We start from the raw sequence: 19364 nt of genomic DNA, 5'->3' as shown, positions 1-19364 counted from the left end.
CTAGTGCGACGATCCCTCAGCCGCAACGGCTTTATTGGCAGGCTGCATGACACCGCCGCGTGGCCCCGGCTTGACGCCGGGGCGCATCGCGAGGGGAGCTAACCGACGCAACGATCGCAGTGCTGCTCTTACTGTTTGTCCTGCGCGTCAGCGACCTTGCGTGAGGCGCCCTTGGCGAGGTCCTTGTCCATCACCGCGCGGCAGCCGGCGCTCAGATCGGAGCGATGCTTGATCATGCACGCGGTGATCTTCGGGATGTTGGGGATCTCCGACGAGCACAGGCGGAAGGCATCGCCCGTGCACATCTGCTGCGCTTCGGCCGTGAAGGCGAAGCTCGAGGTCGTCGAGACGATCGAAACGAGGGCGGCAACGCCCAGCGCCAGGCCGGTGTCGCGGATCTTGCTACTCAGGGATTTGGTCGTGCAGGACGTCGTCATTTGAAGCTCCCATTGGCGCCGCCATAGCGGGCCCGTTGTTAATGGGAACTACGATGCTCCGGCAAAACAGTTTCCACTGTGATGACGGTCACGAGCGGCCCGCCTTCTGTGACGTCGGTCACTTTGTGCACCCCGCTGAAATTCCTCCGCATCCGCTGTCGTGTTGGTGTCACGTTAACTGTTCCTTCGCATTAATGGCTCGTCGCGCGGGAGATTCCGCCGGTTTGGTTGCGTAATTGGAAAGAGTAGCGATGCGTAATGCGTTGGGCCTGATGCTGGCCAGTGTAGTTGCGGCGGTCGTGATCGCCGCCGGCGGTTGGTTTTATTATTCCGCAAGCGCCGATCAGGGCGCCCCCAAGACAGTTGCCGCCCGTGCCGCCGATCCATTGCCGGCACAGGCGAAAATCGCCGCCAGGGACGACGTCGCGACCACCGCGACGATCGCGGCGAAGCCGACGGCCGTTGCCCAGGCACCAGCGCCTGCGCCCGCCCCGGTCGCGCCAGTTCAGCCGAAGCAGGCCTGCGCCAATCCGAACGCGCTGGGTGTGTCCCGCGTGGTCGAGATCGACACGACGGGCGGTCCGGGCTTCGGCTTCGAGCATTTCAAGCAGTTCGACTTCCTGACCGACAAGGAGGTCGTGCTGACCTTCGACGACGGTCCATGGCCGGTCAACACGCCCGCGGTGCTGAAGGCGCTCGCGGATGAATGCACCAAGGGCCTGTTCTTCTCGGTCGGCAAGCACGCGACCTACCATCCGGAAATCCTGCGCCAGGTGCTGGCCCAGGGCCACACGGTCGGCACGCACACCTGGTCGCATGTCAACCTGAACAGCAAGAAGATGACGGAGCAGCAGGTCAAGGACGAGGTCGAGAAGGGTTTTAGCGCGGTGCGGTTCGCGCTCGGCACCAACCCGGCACCGTTCTTCCGCTTCCCGCAGCTTCAGCACAATCCGGCGATGGTGACCTATTTCGGCACCCGCAACGTCGCGATGTTCTCGACCGACATCGACTCGTTCGACTTCAGGAAGGGTGCGACGCCGGAGAAGATCGTCGAGACCGTGATGACCAGGCTCGACAAGCTCGGCAAGGGCATCATCCTGATGCACGACTTCCAGAAGCACACCGGTGAAGCGATGCCCGCATTGCTCGCGCGGCTCAAGGCCGGCGGCTACAAAGTCGTGCAGATGAAGGCCAAGACGACCTTCCAGACGCTGCCGGAATATGACGAGGCGCTGATGAAGGACATGAAGGTGCCGACTGCCAGCACGAACACGCGCCCGATCTCGAGCGTGGTGCAGACGGTCTCGCAGTAAGCTCGATCGAAACGCCACCTCAAGACATCATGGCCGGGCTGTTGCCCGGCCATTTGCTTTTCTGGGGCGAGCAACCGCTTACCAGTAGATGCCGTGGTGATGCAGCTCGCTGATGATGCGGCGTTCGGTCGAGCTGCGCGTGTGCTTCGGCTTGTCCGCCTTCGCCGTGGTCTTGGCGGCGGGCTGTGGTCGGCAAATGCGCTGATAGCGATGTGATGGATCAAGGCGCTGGTGCCGCAAGAGGGATTCGAACCCCCGACCCCGTCATTACGAATGACGTGCTCTACCGACTGAGCTATTGCGGCGAACCCTGCCGGGACCGGAGCGATGCCGGTCCCGATACGCGCGCCCCTGATATCGGGCATGGCCCGAATTGGCAAGGACAAGCGGCGCCCGAAATGCGCCTCACGCGCCCCAGCGGGACCAGAATCCGCGCCAGCCGCCGGCCTGGGCCTTTGCATGGGCCTTAGGCGTGCCGATTTGTTCCGTAAATTCATCGCTCGGCCCCTCGTCATCGATCCCGGGATCATCGGGCGCACGGACGATCGGGATGACGGCGGGGATCGGGGCGGGGGCGGGCTTGCCGAGGTCGGCGCGGGTCCGGAACACCGGGGTTGCCGCCGGCGGCGATGATTCGGCTACCTCGGGGGCCGGATTGACCGGCTCGGCAGGGGCCACCGCCGGCTCCTCCTTGACGGCCTCCTTGGCCGTTTCCTTGGTCTCAGGGGGCGAATTGTCCTGGGCGGCCGGCATCGGGGCTGGTGCAGTCACGACCGGTTCCACCGGGCTCTGGCTCGGGCTTGCCGTCACCCGCTTCGGCGGCGGGGCGGCCAGCATGGCCTCCTCGAAGGCCGAGGATTCGATCGTGGTTCCCTTGTCCGAGGGCAGGCTCGCGACCGGTGTCTGCCACTGGAAGGCATCGAGCCGGCCGGTGACCGGGGAGACCGGGCGCCAGCGATCGCTGACATAGCCGTCCGCGGTCCAGGCCGGATCGTGGCGGGCGCGCACCGCGCGCAGGGTCCAGGCGCGGGCACGGCCGCTATCACCATGCTCGGCGCGCTCGATCTCGGCCATCAGCAGCGCCACGCGCTGGGTCGGATCGTTGAGATAGGGCGCCAGCACCTCGCGTCCGCGGGCGAACTCCGTGGCATCGATCGCCGCGCGCGCGATCGCGAGCTGGCCCTCGACATGGCCGGGCTTGTCGGAGGGCGTCTTGGCCGCGAGCGTCTCGACCCGCTGCAGGCGCTGCCGCGCGGAATCGCCGAGCTTCACATGGGCATAGGCCTCGGCGAGATCGGGATGCGGATTGGCGAGCCAGGCCGTTTCGACCAGCTTCATGGCGCGGCGCACCTGATGCGCCTCGCTCTCGAATTTTGCGGCGAGCACCGCGGCCGGCACCAGCGTCGGCGCGAGCTTGATCGCCTCCATCACGCTCTCGCGTGCAACGTCGCGGTCCATCTTTTCCAGTTCCAGCGCGCGCGCCGTGAGCAGCACGCCGCGCTGGCGGCGATAGGCCGGCTTGTCGATCAGGCCCGCGGACAGATTCGAATCGAGGATCGCGAGCGCACCGCTCCAGTCGCCGCGGGCGCATCGGAAGCCGAGCACCGCATGCGAGGCCCAGGTCGAGGACGGCGACAGCTTGATCGCTTCTTCCGCGATCATCACGGCACCGACCGCATCGTCGGCACGCTGCGCTTCGATGAACAGGCCGCGCAGGCCGAGCAGGCGCGTATCCTCGCGCTCGGCCATGGCGCGGAAGACGCGCTGGGCCTCGTCGCGATTGCCGTCGAGCTGGGCCGATTGCGCATGCAGCAGCAGCGCGAGCGGATCGTTCGGCGCGTGCCGCCGCGCCGCGTCGGCGTGCCGGCGCGCGAGCGCGGTGTCACCATGGCCGATCGCGAGCAGGCCGTGGGTGATGGCGTGGCGACCGCGCGCATGGCGCTTCTCGTGACGGCGACGGCGCACGCGGCCCGGCATACGCCAGAGCATCGTCAGGATGCTCCAGAGGAGCACGATTGCGACCGCAAAAAGCCCAAGCAAGAGCACGAACACCGGAATGCTTGGTGAGGCCCGAAAACCGCCCCAGGTCATCACGACATCGCCGGGCTGGTCGGCAACCCAGGCCGCCCCGGCGCCGGCGAGTGCAATCAGGACAAGGAAAAGGACGATGCGAAGCATGGCGATCCCTATTACGCGCCGATTGTTGCGCGAATCTTATTGAGCAGATTTGGCGAGATCCGCCATGGCATCGTCGGCGAATTTACGGGAGGCGGCGAGCGCGGCGTCGCGGGCGTCGGTCTTGTCGAGCCAGGCCTGCGCCGGCGCCCGGTCGGCCTCGGGCAGCGTCTTCAGCTCCCGCCGCGCCTCGACGAAATCGTTGCGCAGCGCCGCAGCCGTCACCCGCGCGACGATGGCGCCGCGATCGTTGCCGACGCCGTCGGTACGCTCGATGCGCACGAGTTTCGATGCGCCCGCCTGAAGACGCTCGACGATGCCGGCATTCGCGGCCGGGGCTTCCGCCGGCGGCGACAATTTCGGCACGATGTTGAGCAGCTCGCGGCTCAGCGCGACCGGCGTCGGGATGCCCGACGATGCAAACACGTCGAGCGGCTTCAGCATGTCGGGCTTGGCGGCGAGCGAACGCGCCGTGGACAGCTGCGACTGATAGGGATCGCCATGGCGCACCGCGACGTCGAGCAGGGCCGCCGCCACCACAAAGCGCAGCGGCTTGTCATCGATCGCTTTTGCATCGGCGATCTTCTCGCCCTGCTGCGCGAGCTCGGCGCGTTCGGTCTTGCTGGCGCGCTCGAGCTGCGCGATGCGGTCGGTGAGCGCGGCAATATCGGGCGCGGCGGGGCGCGGCGCGGATTTGCTATCGTTCAGCGCGCTCGCGGTCTTGTCGGACTGCGCGCGCAAATTGGCGATGTCGCTGCGCAGGGCGCTCGCCGACTTCTCCAGCGCGTCGATCCGTGCGGCCACGGCCGGATCGGCGACGGGCTTGCCGGCCTTGGCCTCGACAGCGGCGACGCGACCGCTGAGTGTATCCACCGTCGCGCTTGTCACTTGCGGCGCGGCCGGCGGCGCCTGCACCGCGGGCCAGCCCAGCATCCAGCCGACCCCGATCACGACCGCTGCGGCCACTGCACCGGAGAACGGCGCGATGACCCAGGGGGAAATCGGCCGCGAGGCGGAAGCGGGCGCAACGGAAGGCTGCTCCTCGGCTGACTCTGGGTGGGGCTCGGGCTTGGTCTCCTCGACCTTGACCTCTTCAGGCGCGGCCTGCTCGGCCGCCGGCTGAGCCTCGGGCTCGCCCGCCACCTCCTGCGGCTGGGTCGAGACTTCGGTGGCCTCCAGATCGATGGTGGGCGGGGTGCGCTTGGCACGACCGGTGTCGGGAGCCAATCCTGCGTCTTCAGGCTTGTCGTCGGCCATCGTGACGGTTCCTCACACTTCCATACCTTGCACAGATCCTGACATAGATCCTTTGGCAAACATCCTTGGCAAATAGCCTTAGGCGGCCCCGATTGCGTCGGATTCGGCCCGACCTCTTACGCCAAACGGGTACGCAAAGCACGCTCCAAGGTATCAAATAAGGCATTTTCGTCCGGCGTCGCGGCCACCAGAACCTGCGACGCGCCGGCATCGCGCAACACGCCGGCGACCGTCTCGGACAGGCAGCATTGCGGGATCGCCAGCGCCGAAATTTCGACGCCTTCATCCCGCGCCGCATCCAGGAACGCCCGTGCGCTGCGCCGGGAGTAGTGCAGCACCGCCTCGACCCCGTGGGCGGCAAAGCCCTCGCAGACCTCGCGTGGCAGATGCTTGACCGGGGCCATGCGATACGTGGTCTGCGTCACCACGTTGAATCCTTCCGCACCGAGCTCACCGCCGAGATCGCGCGACAGATCCGCGCCGGCAAGATAAAGCAGCGTGCTTTTCTTCTTCAGCACCTTGTCGCGCGCGCTTCGCACGACCTTGTCGCGCAAGGCCGCGGCATCGCCGCCGGCGACGATGACCTCGCCAAAGCCGGCGTCGCGCGCGGCAGAGGCGGTGTGCTCACCGACCGCGAACAGCGGCAGCTCCAGAAGGCCAAGGTCCCGCAATTGCACCGCGACGGCGCGGATCGCATTGGCAGACGTCACGATGACCGCGCCATAGCCCGCTTCACTCTCGTCGTGGAAGGCGACGGGCTCGAACTTGAGCACCGGCGCCAGCAGCACCACATGCCCCCGCGCGCGCAGATTTTCCGCCGTCGCCTCATTGTCGGGATGCGGCCGTGTGACAAGAATGGACATCGCTGGTGTTCCCGAAGCGCGTGACGGTGACGCATTCGCCGGGATGGCTGCGCGTGACGATTGCGCAAGCCGACCCCGGAATGCTACCGGACTTACCAGAACTCTGCTTTATGGATCAGTGCAAGGGCGCAAATTGGATAACGATTCGCCAATGCTGGTATTGGGTATCGAAACCACCTGCGACGAGACCGCCGCGGCGGTGATCGAGCGCGCGCCTGACGGCAGTGGCAAGATCCTGTCCAACATCGTGCGGTCGCAGGTCGAGGAGCATGCCCGCTTCGGCGGCGTGGTGCCGGAGATCGCCGCGCGCGCGCATGTCGACGTGCTCGACGGGATCATCGACCGTGCCATGCACGAGGCCGGCATCGACTATGCCCAGCTCGACGGCGTCGCCGCGGCCGCGGGGCCTGGGCTGATCGGCGGCGTCATCGTCGGGCTCACCACCGCGAAGGCGATCGCGATGGTGCATGACACGCCGCTGGTCGCGGTGAACCATCTCGAAGCGCATGCGCTGACGCCGCGCCTCACCGACGGAATCGATTTTCCCTACTGCCTCTTCCTCGCCTCGGGCGGCCATACCCAGATCGTGGCGGTCACCGGCGTCGGCGAGTATGTGCGGCTCGGCACCACCGTTGACGACGCCATCGGCGAAGCCTTCGACAAGGTCGCGAAGATGCTGGGCCTGCCTTATCCAGGCGGCCCGCAGGTCGAGCGCGCGGCGGAAAACGGCGATGCCACGCGCTTTGCTTTCCCGCGGCCGATGCAGGGGCGGCCCGACGCCAATTTCTCGCTGTCCGGATTGAAGACGGCCGTCCGCACCGAAGCGAGCCGGCTCGCCGAGATCACGACGCAGGACATCAGCGATCTCTGCGCGAGCTTCCAGGCCGCGGTGCTGGATTCAACCGCCGACCGGCTCAGCGTCGGCCTCAAGCTTTTCCGCGCGCAGTTCGGCGCGCCGCGCGCGCTCGTGGCCGCCGGCGGCGTCGCTGCCAATCAGGCGATCCGCGGCGCGCTGCACGACGTCGCGCGGCAGGCGGGGACGCAATTGATCATGCCGCCGCCGGCGCTCTGCACCGACAATGGCGCGATGATCGCCTGGGCCGGCGCCGAGCGCCTCGCGCTGGGCATGACCGACACGATGGAGGCGCAGCCGCGCGCACGCTGGCTGCTCGACGCCAATGCGACCGCGCCGGCCGGCTACGGCAAGACGCGGGCGGGATATTGACGATGACCGCATTCCAATCCGTTGCGGTGATCGGAGCGGGCGCCTGGGGGACGGCGCTGGCGACGGTGGCGGCGCGGGCAGGGCGGAGCGTCACGCTCTGGGCACGCAACGCTGAGCACGCGACGTGGATCGCATCGACGCGCGACAATCCGCGGCTGCCCGGCGTGCGGCTGGCTCCGGAGATCGTGGTGACGAGCGATCTCGCGGAGGCATCGCGCGCGGAGATGCTGCTGATCGCAACCCCGGCGCAGCATCTGCGCGGTGCGGTCAACATGCTGGCCGCGCATCTCGCAAGGCCGACTCCGGTTGTCGCCTGCGCCAAGGGCATCGAGCACGGCACCCACAAGTTCATGACCGACGTGATCGCGGAAGCCGCGCCGCACGCGCAGCCGGCGATCCTGTCGGGTCCGAGCTTTGCCGACGACGTCGCACGCGGCCTGCCGACGGCGGTGACATTGGCGGCAAAGGACGAGGTGTTGGCGAGCGGCCTGGTGCAGGCGCTGGGCTCACCGACATTCCGCCCCTATCACTCCACCGATATCCGTGGCGTCGAGATCGGCGGCGCGGCCAAGAACGTGCTGGCGATCGCGGTCGGCATTGCGGTCGGGCGCAAGCTCGGCGCCTCGGCCCAGGCGGCGCTGACGACCCGCGGCTTTGCCGAGCTGACGCGCCTTGGCCGCGCGCTCGGCGCGCGCCGCGAAACGCTCGCCGGCCTGTCCGGCCTCGGTGATCTGATCCTGACCTGCGCGAGCCCGCAATCGCGCAACTTTGCGCTCGGCCTCGCCCTCGGGCGCGGCGAGCAGCCGTCCGCCGGCAAGCTTGCCGAGGGCGAATTCACCGCGCCGGTGCTGATCGAACTCGCGGCTTCGCAAAACATCGAGATGCCGGTATCAGAAGCGGTCGCGTCGATCCTGAGCGGTCGCAGCACGATCGACGCCGCGATCTCGGGGCTGTTGACGCGCCCCTTCAAGGCAGAGGAATGAGCATGGCGTACTGGCTGGTGAAATCCGAACCGTCGGTGTGGTCCTGGGACCAGCAGGTGGCGAAGGGCGCCAAGGGCGAGGCCTGGACCGGCGTGCGCAATTACACCGCGCGCCAGAACCTCGTGAACATGAAGAAGGGCGACAAGGCGTTCTTCTATCATTCCAACGAGGGCAAGGAGATCGTCGGCATCGTCGAGATCATCAAGGAGGCCTACCTTGATCCGACCGACAAGACCGAAAAATTCGTCTGCGTCGACATCAAGGCCGACAAGCCCCTGAAGAGGCCGGTGACGATGGCTGCGGTCAAGGCCGAGACGAAGCTCAAAGACATGGCGCTGGTGAAATATTCGCGCCTCTCGGTGCAGCCGGTGACGGCCGAGGAGTGGAAGCTCGTCTGCAAGATGGGTGGGATGTAGGCAGTGCCGTAGCCCGGATGGAGCGCAGCGAAATCCGGGAAAGTTTTCGTATTGCACGATCCCGGATTACGCTTCGCTCCATCCGGGCTACGATAGCCGAGCTTGTGTCTCCGGCAGCGCAAACACCTCGCAAGGCGCGACGATGCCGCGCAGCGAATGTGATCCGAGCGCGATCAGCGGCATCTCCGTCTCGGCGGCAAGTGTGCCCGACACCAGCACCGTCCGGCCGAGCGGCTTGCACAAGCCCTCGAGCCGGCTGGCGAGGTTGACGGCGGGACCGATCGCCGTGAAGTCGAGCCGGTTGGCGGCACCGATATTGCCCCACAGCATCTCGCCGAGATGGAGCGCGGCACCGAACGCGAGCGGCTGCAAGCCCTGCGCGCGGCGCTCGGCGTTGAGATAGGCCATCCCGGCTTCGGCAGCGCTTGCCGCACGAAGAGCGGCATCGCAGGCGCGGCGCGGCGATGCCTCGACCACCGGAAAGATCGCGAGCACACCGTCGCCGATGAACTTCAGCACCTCGCCGCCGAAGGCATGAACGGCGCCGGCGATGCGGTCGAACCAGGCGTCGAGCGCCGCGATGACCAGGGCCGGCGGTGCCGTTTCCGACAAGCTCGTGAAATTGCGCAAATCCGCATAGAGCAGCGCGGCCTGGATGGTCTCGCCGAGATCGCGCCGCAAGGGCGCCGCCAGCACCCGTTCCGCGCTGCGCTTGCCGAGATAAGCATCCAGCGTCGCCCGCAACGTGGCGCGCGCTGCGAGCACGGCAAGCGGCGTCGCGGCGAAGCGCGCGGCCTGGCGCAATTGCTCGATTTCGTCCGCGCTGAACGGACGCGGCCCGATCCAGCCGAGCAACGGCCCATCGGCCCGTCCGACGGCATCTTCGTGCACCTCGCCGCACGCGACCTCGCGCAGCCAGCGGCGGCCGCCATCGTTGGGCGGGTCGGGCGCAAGACCGCCCGGCGCGAAGCCGAGCGCTTCGATGACGCTGCCGCTCTCTGCGCGCCATAGCCAGGTCCGCTTCGCGATCAGCGGATGGGGCACCTCCAGCGTCAGGGCGCCCGCCGCAAGCGGCACGCCGTCGGCAATCAGATGCGTGCCGAGTTCCGCGAGCAGACGGTCGGCCCCGGGACAATCCGAGGCGGCATCGACGAGCCAGGCGAGGGTCGGGGCGAGGTTCATGGCCCGATGATGACGAGACAGGGCCGTCTTTGTCACGGGCAATCCTTGACGGAGCCGTGCAGCGCCGCCATGTCCCATCGTCACCTTCAGGGATGATCGCCGATGACCGAGCCGTTCATAGTGCGACGTGAGACCCAGATCGCGGCCCCCCGCGCCACCGTCTTCGCCTATCTCACCGACCCCGAGAAGATCCTGAGCTGGATGGGCTCCGACGCGACCACGGAACCGCATCCCGGCGGCCTCTATCTGCTGAAGGGTATCGGCCCGCGCGGCGGTGTTGCCCGCGGCGCCTTTCGCGAGGTCGTGCCGGTGCATCGTCTTGCCTATACGTTCGGCTGGGAGGGTGGTCAGGAAGTGCCGCCCGGCTCGAGCCTGATCGAGATCGACCTGATCGAACGCGACGGCGGGACGCTGCTGCGCATGACCCATAGCGGACTGCCGAACGCGGAACAGGCGGCGGCGCATGCGAAGGGGTGGGCCCACTATCTGGAACGGCTTACAAGCGCAGCGGCCGGCAGTGATCCCGGTCCGGACAGGGGCGTCTCGGACAAGACGTAGCTCTCGTAGGGTGGGCAAAGCGAAGCGTGCCCACCATTCACGACGAAGATTTGGATTGGATGGTGGGCACGGCGCTTCGCGCCTTTGCCCACCCTACGACAGCGCGACGTGTCGTTACACCGCCGCGGTCGCCACCACCTGCGCCAGCAGCTGCTCGCGCCGCGCCTGCGAGCGCTGGCCCTTCATCGTCGCAGCAAAACGCTCGAGGATGCCCTCTTCAAAGGCGGTGACGATGGTGTCGTGGACGTAGCTCTTGCGGCAGATCGCCGGCGTGTTCGAGAGCTTGTCGGCCGCGGCGCGGATCGCATCGAGCACCTGCTTCTTGCGGCCGCGCTGGCTGGTCGCCGGCGTGATCCGCGACAGCGATTCCACCACGACGGCGGACGCCATCAGCGTGCGAAAATCCTTCAGCGAGATCTTGATGCCCGCGATCTCGCGCAGGAACGCATTCACCTGCGTGGTGTTGACCGCACGCACGATGCCGTAGGCATCGCGGTACTGGAACATGCGTTTGCCGGGGACGCCGCGCAGAATGCCGATGGCGCGCACCAGCTTGGCCGCGTCGCACTCCTTGCGTACCGCCTTGCCGCCCTTGGCCTTGAAGGTCAGCACGAAGCTGTCCTCTTCGAGCGTGACATTGGCCTTCAGCAGCGTGGTGGCGCCGCGAGTGCCGTTGAGACGGGCATAGGATTCATTGCCGGGGCGGATCGCGGTGCGCGCGATCAACTCGATCACGGCCGAGAGCGCGAACTCGCGCGTCGGCTCGTCGCCGGACAGGAACGCCGAAACCTTGCGCCGGATTTTTGGCAGCGCGCCGACGAGCTTCTCCAGGCGATGCGCCTTGCGGTGCTCGCGGACCTTCTCCCAGTCGGCGTGATAGCGGTATTGCAGCCGGCCCGCGGCATCGCGGCCCACGGCCTGGAGATGCGAGCTCGGATCGGCGGAGTAGCGCACCTCGCGGTAGGCCGGCGGCACCGCCATGGCGTGCAGCCGGCGGATGGTGCGGGCGTCGCGGATATGGGCGCCGTTGGGGCGGACGAAGGAATAGCCCTTGCCGCGCCTGATGCGGCGGATGGTCAGCTCGTTCTGGTCGCCGAGCCGCAGGCCCAGTTCCCTGGCAAGCGCCTCGACCGTCGCCGCGGGCGCCGAATCGAAGACCTTTTTCGGGCTGGGACGGCTGGATGAGGCCGGTTTTGGCCATTGTCCGAGAGCCTTGGCCAGCGCAATAGCGGCAGGATCGGCTGAAGCGGGCCGCAACGTCCCGAGATTCTGCTGATCCATCATAGTCTTACGCCTTAGCCCTGCCTGTTATCGGTCAATGCCGCTGTTCTGATTTTTGTTCCACGGGGTCTCTTCGGACCCGGGTTGGCCATTTAGGGTGTTCCGAACCGTATTGCGAGTCCCGAATCAGTGAGAGACGGTTCCTAGATACCTCCGGCGGGCGCATGGGGGCTCTGCGCCGTCTGTTCTGACGATTTGGGTAAAGAGCCGAAAGGCGCCTGGCGGCCTGTTTCAGATTTGCGACAGCCGGCCCGCGCGGCTTGATTCTCCGCATGGCCCGCGGCTCGCCGAAGGTCCAGCTTGTGCTCCTTGTCGGGTCCGGTTAGCCCGACGCATAATCAGTCAATGATGATGTCGGCATTGCCTGAGCTTGCCGCATGTGGAGGAAAATATGTCCGAGAAGATCTACGACGTGCCGGCGGAATGGGCGAAACGCGCCTGGGTCGACCAGGCCAAGTACAAGGACATGTACGCGCGCTCGATCTCGGACCCGAACGGCTTCTGGGCCGAACAGGCCAAACGCATCGACTGGATGAAGGCGCCGACCAAGATCGAGAACGTCTCCTTCGCGCCGGGCAACATCTCGATCAAATGGTTCGAGGACGGCATCCTCAACGTCGCGCACAATTGCATCGACCGGCATCTGGCCAAGCGCGCCAACCAGACCGCGATCATCTGGGAAGGCGACGATCCCTCGCAATCCCGCCACATCACCTACAAGGAGCTGCACGACGAGGTCTGCCGGATGGCCAACATCCTGCGCACCCGCAACGTCAAGAAGGGCGACCGCGTCACCATCTATCTTCCGATGATCCCCGAGGCCGCCTATGCGATGCTGGCCTGCGCGCGGATCGGCGCGATCCACTCCGTGGTGTTCGCGGGCTTCTCGCCCGACAGCCTCGCCCAGCGCATCAACGACTGCCAGTCGAAGGTGATCATCACCGCTGACGAAGGCCTGCGCGGCGGCAAGAAGGTGCCGCTGAAGGCCAATGTCGACGCGGCGCTCACCAAGGCCGACGGCGTCGACTGGGTCGTCGTGGTCAAGCGCACCGGCGGTCAGGTCGAGATGAATCCGTCGCGCGATCTCTGGTATCACGACGCCGCCAAGATGGTGACGACGGAATGCCCGGTCGAGCACATGCACGCCGAGGATCCGCTGTTCATCCTCTACACCTCGGGCTCGACCGGCCAGCCCAAGGGCGTGCTGCACACCACGGGCGGCTATCTCGTGTTCGCCTCGATGACGCATCAATACGTCTTCGATTATCACGACGGCGACATCTACTGGTGCACCGCCGATGTCGGCTGGGTCACCGGCCACAGCTACATTCTCTACGGGCCGCTCGCCAACGGCGCGACCACGCTGATGTTCGAAGGCGTGCCGAATTACCCGGATAATTCGCGCTTCTGGAACGTCATCGACAAGCACAAGGTCAACATCTTCTACACCGCGCCGACCGCGATCCGCGCGCTGATGCAGAGCGGCGACGAGCCGGTGAAGAAGACCTCGCGCGCGAGCCTGCGTCTGCTCGGCTCGGTCGGCGAGCCCATCAATCCCGAAGCATGGGAATGGTATCACCGCGTCGTCGGCGACGACCGCTGTCCGATCGTCGACACCTGGTGGCAGACCGAAACCGGCGGAATCCTGATCACGCCGCTGCCGGGCGCGACCAAGCTGAAGCCGGGCTCGGCGACGCAGCCGTTCTTCGGCGTGGTGCCCGAGATCGTCGACGCCGACGGCAAGGTGCTGGAAGGCGAGACCACCGGCAATCTCTGTCTCACGCGGTCATGGCCGGGCCAGATGCGCACGGTCTATGGCGATCACGCCCGTTTCGAGCAGACCTATTTCTCGACCTACAAGGGCAAGTATTTTACGGGCGACGGCTGCCGGCGCGATGCCGACGGCTATTACTGGATCACCGGCCGCGTCGACGACGTCATCAACGTCAGCGGTCACCGCATGGGCACCGCGGAAGTCGAGAGTGCGCTGGTCGCGCACGAGAAGGTGTCGGAGGCTGCCGTCGTCGGCTTCCCGCACGACATCAAGGGCCAGGGCATCTACGCCTATGTCACCCTGATGGCCGGCGTGCAGCCGACCGACGATCTGCGCAAGGAGCTCGTGACCTGGGTGCGCAAGGAGATCGGCCCGATCGCCTCGCCCGACCAGATCCAGTTCGCGCCGGGCCTGCCCAAGACCCGCTCCGGCAAGATCATGCGCCGCATCCTGCGCAAGATCGCCGAGGACGAGCCGGGCAGCCTGGGCGACACTTCCACGCTGGCCGATCCCGCCGTGGTCGATGATCTCGTGAAGAACCGCCAGAACAAGAAGTCGGCGTAAGGCCTCGTGCCCCGGACGCAGCGCAGCGCTCCTTCAGCGGTGCGCTGCTGAGCCGGGGCCCATCTATCCGCGTAGAGAAAGAGCTGGGTCCCGGCTCTGCGCAGCAGCGCCATAGCGCGTCGAAGACGCGCGTAAACGCGCTTATGGCGCAGCAGCGCGTCCGGGACACGGCGCTGCCTTTCGCACCAACACCCCCTCGAAACAACGGCCGTTCACATCCTCACGCCCTTGTCAGGGCGCGCGGCGGCGTGGCCGCTTCTTTCCCGTCGAGTGTTGTTTTCAGGTCATTTACTTTATTTCGAACATTTTCTTTGTTCCCGCTGCTGGCTGGCCCTCAGCGGCCGTGCGTGGAAACCATCCGGTTAACGGGCGCGGTTAATACTGTGTGGGCGAGCGGGCCATTGCCGGGTTTGCGTAGATTTGGACGACCCGTTCGGGGCAACGGAAGGGAAGCATTGATGTCGATGAGGATTGCAGTGGCGCTGGCCGCCACCATCGGGGCAGGGGTCTTGATGTCGAGCGCGGCCGAGGCCCGGCCGGAAATGGTGGGGGCCCGCCTCGCCGACTATTCGCCGGGCACCATCGTGGTCAAAACCAGCGAGCGCAAACTCTACCTCATCCTCGATAGCGGCCACGCCGTGCGCTACCCCGTCGGCGTTGGCAAGTCCGGCAAGCAATGGGCCGGCACCACCCGCATCGACGGCAAGTATCGCAACCCGGCCTGGTCGCCGCCCGCCGAGGTCAAGCGCGACAAGCCGCAGCTTCCCGACGTCATTCCCGGCGGCTCGCCGCGCAATCCGATGGGCGTTGCCGCAATGACGCTGGCCGGCGGCGAATATGCCATCCACGGCACCAACGTGCCGGGCTCGGTCGGCGGCTTCGTCTCCTACGGCTGCATCCGCATGCTCAACGACGACATCACCGATCTCTACAGTCGCGTCTCGGTCGGCACCACGGTGGTCGTGACGCGCTGATCGTCAAAATCAAAGAGAATCGAAAAGGCCGCGTCGTTCGACGCGGCCTTTTTGTTACCAGAAGCGCCTGCTTCGCGCGCACCAGCCGTCGCGGTGCCCGCCATTGTAGCTCCGCACGTAACCGCCGGCGAGCAGCGCCGCCGAAACGTTGGCGGTTCGCCGGGTCGCGACGTCGGCGAGAACGCGCCCGTATTTGTCGGCGCCGAGATTGGTGAGCGTGACGTCGCCCTGGCCGAGCAGCCCACGCAGCGCGTCGGTCGCAGCTTCAGCCTTGGTCAACTCTTCCTGACAGGATGCCTTCATCTCGGGTGCATCGATGCCGCGCAGGCGAACGCGCACGACGAGATCGCGGCCGCCCTGCTGATGCACACGCGCGAGAAAGGTGTCGCCGTCGACGGTGCGGATGACATCGACCGGCTGACGTGCATCGGCGTTGGCGGATCGCTGCAGGATGATCTCGGCGTCTCGTGAGCGGCCGTCATCAGCATGCGGAATGGGCCAATTGGTTCCGTGCCGGAACGTAAGCACGATCGCAACCGCGACGCCGACCACGAACATCCACGGGAGCAAGCCGGAGAAGCGCCGGCCGAAAGGCGAGCCGCGGTAGGACGGCCGGTATGGATGGCTGGGATCGAAGCGCGGCATCCGCGCACGCTAGGGCTGAGTCGGCTGAACCGGCAAGAGAGTGGAGAACCGGCGCCTCAAAAGTCCGAGGCGATACCTTTGCGCTCCCAATCCCCGTAACGGGTGGGCTCGGGTCCCTTCGGTCCCTGCAATTCCTTCGCCGCCGTTTCGGCATGAGCCGCAGCAGCAGCCTGCCGGCGCGCTTCGGCCTCGGCCAACGCGCGCTGGGCGGCCGGCGAGAGCTGCTTGCGCTCGGGAACGGGGGGCTGGTCACTCATGGTCCGGCGCTTCTAGCGCAGGACGAGGCGCAACGCGACGTCCAATATCGCATTCCTGAAATCAGGCCCGGAGGGCTGAAAAAACCGAAAGCGATTCTTACATTTGGCATATTCGCGTGCCACAGATCGAACTCTCTAGGCATGCGCCCATAGCGGCGGAACTGCCGCTCGCTCAGAACCTTGCTTCCGCATGCCATCTCAACGTTTCGCCCCTCCGTCCGAAGTGCCTGGTCTCGCGGCGCGGCGGATTGCCGCCGACATCGTCGACGGCGTCCTGCACAAGCACCGCACGCTTGACGACCAGCTCGACGGCGGTGGCGCCCATCCCGGACTGAAGACGCTGGCCGACCGCGACCGCGCGCTGATGCGCCGACTGGTTGCGACCGTGCTGCGCCGGCTCGGCACGCTCGGCCATGTGCTGTCCCGCCTGCTCGACAAGGGCATTCCTTCCGACGCGCCGCGCGCGCAAAGCGCGCTGCTGATCGGCGCCGCCCAGATCCTCTGGATGGACGTGCCCGATCACGCCGCCGTCGATCTCTCCGTCCGCCTCGTGCAATCCGACCGGCGCGCCGCGCGCTATGCCGGCCTCGTCAATGCCGTGCTGCGCCGCTGCGCGCGCGAGGGCAAGGCGCTGGTCGACGAGGTCGCCACGCAATCGCTCGACTTGCCGCCCTGGCTGCTTTCGCGCTGGAGTGCGCATTATGGCGAGGCGACCACGAGGGACATGGCACTGGCGCTCGGCCATGAGCCGTCGCTCGATCTCACCGTTAAGTCGGACGCCGAACAATGGGCGAGCCGCCTGCATGGCGAGACGCTGCCGACCGGGACGGTGCGGATGCTGCTGCACGGCTCGGTGACCATGCTGCCCGGCTTCGCCGAGGGACAATGGTGGGTGCAGGATGCCGCCGCCGCGCTGCCGGCCCGGCTGTTCGGCGACATCAAGGGCAAGTCCATTGCCGATCTCTGCGCCGCGCCGGGTGGCAAGACCGCGCAACTGGCGCTATCGGGCGCGCATGTCACGGCGATCGACCGCTCGCCCGCCCGTGTGTCGCGGCTGCGCGAGAATCTGGCGCGGCTGTCGCTCCAGGCCGAGACCGTCGTCGCTGACGCCGTGGAGTGGGCCGGCCCGCCTGAAGGTTTCGACGGCATCCTGATCGACGCGCCCTGCACCTCGACCGGCACCATCCGCCGTCATCCCGATGTTGCCTGGCTCCGTCAGGAATCCGACATCGCCGCCCTGACCGCGCTCCAGCAGCGACTGCTGAAGAAATCCGTCTCGCTGCTCAAGCCGGGCGGCACGCTGGTCTACTGCACTTGTTCGCTGGAACCCGAGGAAGGCGAGCACGCCGTGGCTGCGCTGCTGGCCGCAGAGCCCGCGCTTCGCCGCGTCCCGATCGCGGCGTCGGAAGTCGCGGGCCTCGCCGAAATCATCACCGCAGATGGCGACCTGCGCACCCTGCCGAGCCATCTGCCGAACGCCGATCCCAAGCTCGGCGGCCTCGATGGATTCTTCGCAAGCCGGCTCGTTAAATCCTGATTTTGCACTGGTTTTTGCAATCCCGACGCAGATTCGCGCCGTTCAGGGTGGTGTCAGCCGGCCGATTTTGGGATTAATAAGGATTCGTCGGAATCCTCTCTCCCCCTTCAAGGCAAGGCGTGTCGGTCGCTCAACGCAGACGTATCTCGACGCTGGTCATGAACCGCTTCGCGCGGAACATGCTCGCGCGCGCGAGCGGCGGCTCGGTTGCGCTGTCGCGGGTGTGGCCTGGCCGTACCGACCGGCTGATCATCGCGCCGCATGACTTACGCACGGCGGATGCGACCCGCGCCGCCGAGATCTATGCCGGCCGCTTCGTCTTCGCCGGCAAGATCGTCAATTGCCATGGCCGCTCGATCTTCGATCTCGAGCCGCCGTCGGAGGATTGGGAGGTCGCGCTGCTTGGCTTCGGCTGGCTGCGCCACTTGCGCGCCGCCGACACCGCGCTGACGCGGGCCAACGCGCGCGCGCTGGTCGAGGACTGGATCGCCAACCCCGCCAACAAGCGCCGTCCCGTGGCGCGACGCGCCGACGTGCTGGCGCGGCGCGTGATCTCGCTGCTGTCGCAGGCGCCCCTGGTGCTCAACGACACCGACAACAAGTTCTACCGCCGCTATTTGCGCGCCCTCGCCCGCGAGATCCGCTTCCTGCGCTACACCATGGTCGACATCCCCGACGGGGTGCCGAAGCTGCAGGTGCTGATCGCGCTGTGCTATGCGGCGCTGTGCCTCGCCAACCAGGCGCGTCACATCCGCAGCGTTTCGAAAAAGCTCTCGGACGAATTGCAGCGGCAGATCCTGCCCGATGGCGGCCACATCTCGCGCAACCCGGGCGCGCTGATCGAGCTCCTGATCGACCTCTTGCCGCTGCGGCAGACCTTTGCCGCGCGCAACATCGCGCCACCGCCGGCGCTGCTCAACGCCATCGATCGCATGATGCCGATGCTGCGTTTCTTCCGCCACGGCGACGGCAATTTCGCGCTGTTCAACGGCATGAGCGCGACGCCGTCAGATTTGCTCGCGACGCTGCTCGCCTATGACGACACCCACGGCGCGCCGATGGCGAACATGCCGCACACCGGCTTCCAGCGCCTCGATGCCGGCCAGACGACGCTGATCATCGACACCGGTCCGCCGCCGCCGGCCGGCGTCAGCCACGACGCGCATGCGGGCTGCCTGTCGTTCGAATTGTCCTCCGGCATCAGCCGCATCGTCACCAATTGCGGCATGCCGACCACGGGCCGCGACAATTGGCGGCCGTTCGCGCGCGGCACCGCGGCGCATTCGACGCTGACCTATCACGACACATCCTCGTGCCAGTTCGTGGAGATGTCGGCGATGAAGCGGCTCCTGCATGGCTCGCCCGTCACCAGCGGCCCCGTGGAAGTCGAGAGCTATCGTGAGGTCGTGCAGAACGGCACGCTGCTCACGACCTCGCATGACGGCTATCTCTCCAAATTCGGCGCGATTCATCGCCGCATGCTGATGATCGCCAATGACGGCGCGCGCATCGACGGCGAGGACACGCTGTCGCCGCCGCAGGGCGGACGCTTCAAGGGCGCCGATGCCGATTTCGCGCTGCGCTTCCATCTGCATCCGGCCGTGAAGGCGAGCCGGTTGTCGGATGCCCGCGGCGTCATGCTGGTGCTGCCGAACCGCGACGTCTGGACCTTCGAGGCATTGGACGACAAGGTCGACCTCGAGGACAGCGTGTTCCTGGCCGGCAATGACGGCCCGCGCCGCACCGCGCAGATCGTGATCCGCCAGGACGCGCGGCAGGCACCTTCGATCCGCTGGAGCTTCATCCGCTCTACCGCCTCGCCCGCAGTCACCAATGCCCGCCGCAACGCTCGCCGCGAGCCGGAACTTCCGCTGTAAACGCACGAATTCGGCCCCATCTCGTCGTTGTGAAAACGGCCAAAAG

18 protein-coding genes and 1 tRNA gene are annotated in these 19364 nt (G+C 66.8%); 9 read left to right on the top strand and 10 right to left on the bottom strand.

The features are described from left to right. Positions 1-128: 128 nt before the first annotated feature. A complete protein-coding gene (locus JQ603_RS32880; protein WP_212346215.1) occupies positions 129-437 on the bottom strand; it encodes a hypothetical protein in 309 nt (102 codons plus the stop codon). 251 nt (positions 438-688) lie between these two features. Here JQ603_RS32880 and JQ603_RS32875 point away from each other — a divergent pair, with 251 nt between their 5' ends. After that, positions 689-1750, top strand: coding sequence for a polysaccharide deacetylase family protein (locus JQ603_RS32875; protein WP_212346213.1), 1062 nt, complete (start codon positions 689-691; stop codon positions 1748-1750). Positions 1751-1828: 78 nt separating this feature from the next. On the opposite strand, the gene JQ603_RS32870 is transcribed toward JQ603_RS32875, so the two are convergent. From JQ603_RS32870 to JQ603_RS32850, 5 genes are all read right to left on the bottom strand, one after another. Next, positions 1829-1990 carry a hypothetical protein gene (locus tag JQ603_RS32870; protein WP_212346656.1) on the bottom strand — a complete coding sequence of 54 codons (162 nt, stop codon included), beginning with the start codon at positions 1988-1990 and terminating at the stop codon, positions 1829-1831. Continuing rightward, positions 1980-2055, bottom strand: a tRNA-Thr gene (locus JQ603_RS32865). The genes JQ603_RS32870 and JQ603_RS32865 overlap by 11 nt, the downstream gene beginning before the upstream one ends. A 100-nt stretch (positions 2056-2155) precedes the next feature. Further along, positions 2156-3928: a heme biosynthesis protein HemY gene (locus JQ603_RS32860; RefSeq protein WP_212346211.1), complete on the bottom strand. Its 1773-nt coding sequence runs from the start codon at positions 3926-3928 to the stop codon at positions 2156-2158. A gap of 36 nt (positions 3929-3964) precedes the next feature. Then, complete coding sequence (locus JQ603_RS32855; RefSeq protein ID WP_212346209.1) at positions 3965-5182, bottom strand: COG4223 family protein; 1218 nt, start codon at positions 5180-5182, stop codon at positions 3965-3967. Between the two features lie 116 nt (positions 5183-5298). Further along, complete coding sequence (locus tag JQ603_RS32850; protein ID WP_212346207.1) at positions 5299-6045, bottom strand: uroporphyrinogen-III synthase; 747 nt, start codon at positions 6043-6045, stop codon at positions 5299-5301. Between the two features lie 151 nt (positions 6046-6196). Here JQ603_RS32850 and tsaD point away from each other — a divergent pair, with 151 nt between their 5' ends. The 3 genes from tsaD to JQ603_RS32835 are packed head-to-tail and all read left to right on the top strand — an operon-like array spanning position 6197 to position 8669. After that, on the top strand, positions 6197-7270 hold the full coding sequence (gene tsaD, locus JQ603_RS32845; RefSeq protein ID WP_018645098.1) for a tRNA (adenosine(37)-N6)-threonylcarbamoyltransferase complex transferase subunit TsaD: 1074 nt from the start codon (positions 6197-6199) through the stop codon (positions 7268-7270). A 2-nt stretch (positions 7271-7272) separates the two neighbouring features. Further along, complete coding sequence (locus JQ603_RS32840; RefSeq protein WP_212346205.1) at positions 7273-8253, top strand: NAD(P)H-dependent glycerol-3-phosphate dehydrogenase; 981 nt, start codon at positions 7273-7275, stop codon at positions 8251-8253. Between the two features lie 2 nt (positions 8254-8255). Further along, complete coding sequence (locus tag JQ603_RS32835) at positions 8256-8669, top strand: EVE domain-containing protein (protein ID WP_212346203.1); 414 nt, start codon at positions 8256-8258, stop codon at positions 8667-8669. 87 nt (positions 8670-8756) lie between these two features. On the opposite strand, the gene JQ603_RS32830 is transcribed toward JQ603_RS32835, so the two are convergent. Continuing rightward, the gene (locus JQ603_RS32830; protein WP_212346624.1) at positions 8757-9851 is read right to left on the bottom strand and encodes an adenylate/guanylate cyclase domain-containing protein; all 1095 of its coding nucleotides are present in this window, start codon (positions 9849-9851) and stop codon (positions 8757-8759) included. 102 nt (positions 9852-9953) lie between these two features. Between JQ603_RS32830 and JQ603_RS32825 the strand changes: the two genes are divergently transcribed. After that, positions 9954-10409 (top strand): SRPBCC family protein, encoded by a 456-nt coding sequence (locus tag JQ603_RS32825; RefSeq protein WP_212346201.1) that lies wholly within the window; start codon positions 9954-9956, stop codon positions 10407-10409. Positions 10410-10523: 114 nt separating this feature from the next. Here the strand turns inward: JQ603_RS32825 and JQ603_RS32820 are convergent, their stop codons facing one another. Beyond that, positions 10524-11693: a DNA topoisomerase IB gene (locus JQ603_RS32820; protein ID WP_212346197.1), complete on the bottom strand. Its 1170-nt coding sequence runs from the start codon at positions 11691-11693 to the stop codon at positions 10524-10526. Positions 11694-12081: 388 nt separating this feature from the next. Between JQ603_RS32820 and acs the strand changes: the two genes are divergently transcribed. Both acs and JQ603_RS32810 read left to right on the top strand, forming a co-directional pair. Then, on the top strand, positions 12082-14028 hold the full coding sequence (gene acs, locus JQ603_RS32815) for an acetate--CoA ligase (RefSeq protein WP_212346194.1): 1947 nt from the start codon (positions 12082-12084) through the stop codon (positions 14026-14028). Between the two features lie 458 nt (positions 14029-14486). Next, positions 14487-15002, top strand: coding sequence for a L,D-transpeptidase (locus JQ603_RS32810; RefSeq protein WP_212346190.1), 516 nt, complete (start codon positions 14487-14489; stop codon positions 15000-15002). A gap of 54 nt (positions 15003-15056) precedes the next feature. Here JQ603_RS32810 and JQ603_RS32805 read toward each other — a convergent pair whose 3' ends face one another. Next, the gene (locus tag JQ603_RS32805) at positions 15057-15647 is read right to left on the bottom strand and encodes a thermonuclease family protein (RefSeq protein ID WP_212346187.1); all 591 of its coding nucleotides are present in this window, start codon (positions 15645-15647) and stop codon (positions 15057-15059) included. Positions 15648-15703: 56 nt separating this feature from the next. Continuing rightward, complete coding sequence (locus tag JQ603_RS32800) at positions 15704-15904, bottom strand: DUF1674 domain-containing protein (protein ID WP_212346184.1); 201 nt, start codon at positions 15902-15904, stop codon at positions 15704-15706. A 190-nt stretch (positions 15905-16094) separates the two neighbouring features. On the opposite strand from JQ603_RS32800, the gene JQ603_RS32795 reads away from it, so the two are divergent. Further along, positions 16095-17441 carry an RsmB/NOP family class I SAM-dependent RNA methyltransferase gene (locus JQ603_RS32795; RefSeq protein ID WP_212346181.1) on the top strand — a complete coding sequence of 449 codons (1347 nt, stop codon included), beginning with the start codon at positions 16095-16097 and terminating at the stop codon, positions 17439-17441. A 158-nt stretch (positions 17442-17599) separates the two neighbouring features. Beyond that, on the top strand, positions 17600-19318 hold the full coding sequence (locus JQ603_RS32790; RefSeq protein WP_212346178.1) for a heparinase II/III family protein: 1719 nt from the start codon (positions 17600-17602) through the stop codon (positions 19316-19318). Positions 19319-19364 lie beyond the last annotated feature (46 nt).

The organism is Bradyrhizobium liaoningense (assembly GCF_018130825.1).
In the GTDB taxonomy this organism is placed as follows: domain Bacteria; phylum Pseudomonadota; class Alphaproteobacteria; order Rhizobiales; family Xanthobacteraceae; genus Bradyrhizobium; species Bradyrhizobium liaoningense_B.
This window is presented reverse-complemented; position numbering and strand designations above follow the sequence as displayed.

What these genes read in the sequence shown, in the direction of transcription:
- JQ603_RS32880 (WP_212346215.1), bottom strand. Translation starts at nt 437, where the DNA reads ATGACGACGTCCTGCACGACCAAATCCCTGAGTAGCAAGATCCGCGAC.
- JQ603_RS32875 (WP_212346213.1), top strand. Translation starts at nt 689, where the DNA reads ATGCGTAATGCGTTGGGCCTGATGCTGGCCAGTGTAGTTGCGGCGGTC.
- JQ603_RS32860 (WP_212346211.1), bottom strand. Translation starts at nt 3,928, where the DNA reads ATGCTTCGCATCGTCCTTTTCCTTGTCCTGATTGCACTCGCCGGCGCC.
- JQ603_RS32855 (WP_212346209.1), bottom strand. Translation starts at nt 5,182, where the DNA reads ATGGCCGACGACAAGCCTGAAGACGCAGGATTGGCTCCCGACACCGGT.
- JQ603_RS32850 (WP_212346207.1), bottom strand. Translation starts at nt 6,045, where the DNA reads ATGTCCATTCTTGTCACACGGCCGCATCCCGACAATGAGGCGACGGCG.
- tsaD (WP_018645098.1), top strand. Translation starts at nt 6,197, where the DNA reads ATGCTGGTATTGGGTATCGAAACCACCTGCGACGAGACCGCCGCGGCG.
- JQ603_RS32840 (WP_212346205.1), top strand. Translation starts at nt 7,273, where the DNA reads ATGACCGCATTCCAATCCGTTGCGGTGATCGGAGCGGGCGCCTGGGGG.
- JQ603_RS32835 (WP_212346203.1), top strand. Translation starts at nt 8,256, where the DNA reads ATGGCGTACTGGCTGGTGAAATCCGAACCGTCGGTGTGGTCCTGGGAC.
- JQ603_RS32830 (WP_212346624.1), bottom strand. Translation starts at nt 9,851, where the DNA reads ATGAACCTCGCCCCGACCCTCGCCTGGCTCGTCGATGCCGCCTCGGAT.
- JQ603_RS32825 (WP_212346201.1), top strand. Translation starts at nt 9,954, where the DNA reads ATGACCGAGCCGTTCATAGTGCGACGTGAGACCCAGATCGCGGCCCCC.
- JQ603_RS32820 (WP_212346197.1), bottom strand. Translation starts at nt 11,693, where the DNA reads ATGATGGATCAGCAGAATCTCGGGACGTTGCGGCCCGCTTCAGCCGAT.
- acs (WP_212346194.1), top strand. Translation starts at nt 12,082, where the DNA reads ATGTCCGAGAAGATCTACGACGTGCCGGCGGAATGGGCGAAACGCGCC.
- JQ603_RS32810 (WP_212346190.1), top strand. Translation starts at nt 14,487, where the DNA reads ATGTCGATGAGGATTGCAGTGGCGCTGGCCGCCACCATCGGGGCAGGG.
- JQ603_RS32805 (WP_212346187.1), bottom strand. Translation starts at nt 15,647, where the DNA reads ATGCCGCGCTTCGATCCCAGCCATCCATACCGGCCGTCCTACCGCGGC.
- JQ603_RS32800 (WP_212346184.1), bottom strand. Translation starts at nt 15,904, where the DNA reads ATGAGTGACCAGCCCCCCGTTCCCGAGCGCAAGCAGCTCTCGCCGGCC.
- JQ603_RS32795 (WP_212346181.1), top strand. Translation starts at nt 16,095, where the DNA reads ATGCCATCTCAACGTTTCGCCCCTCCGTCCGAAGTGCCTGGTCTCGCG.
- JQ603_RS32790 (WP_212346178.1), top strand. Translation starts at nt 17,600, where the DNA reads ATGAACCGCTTCGCGCGGAACATGCTCGCGCGCGCGAGCGGCGGCTCG.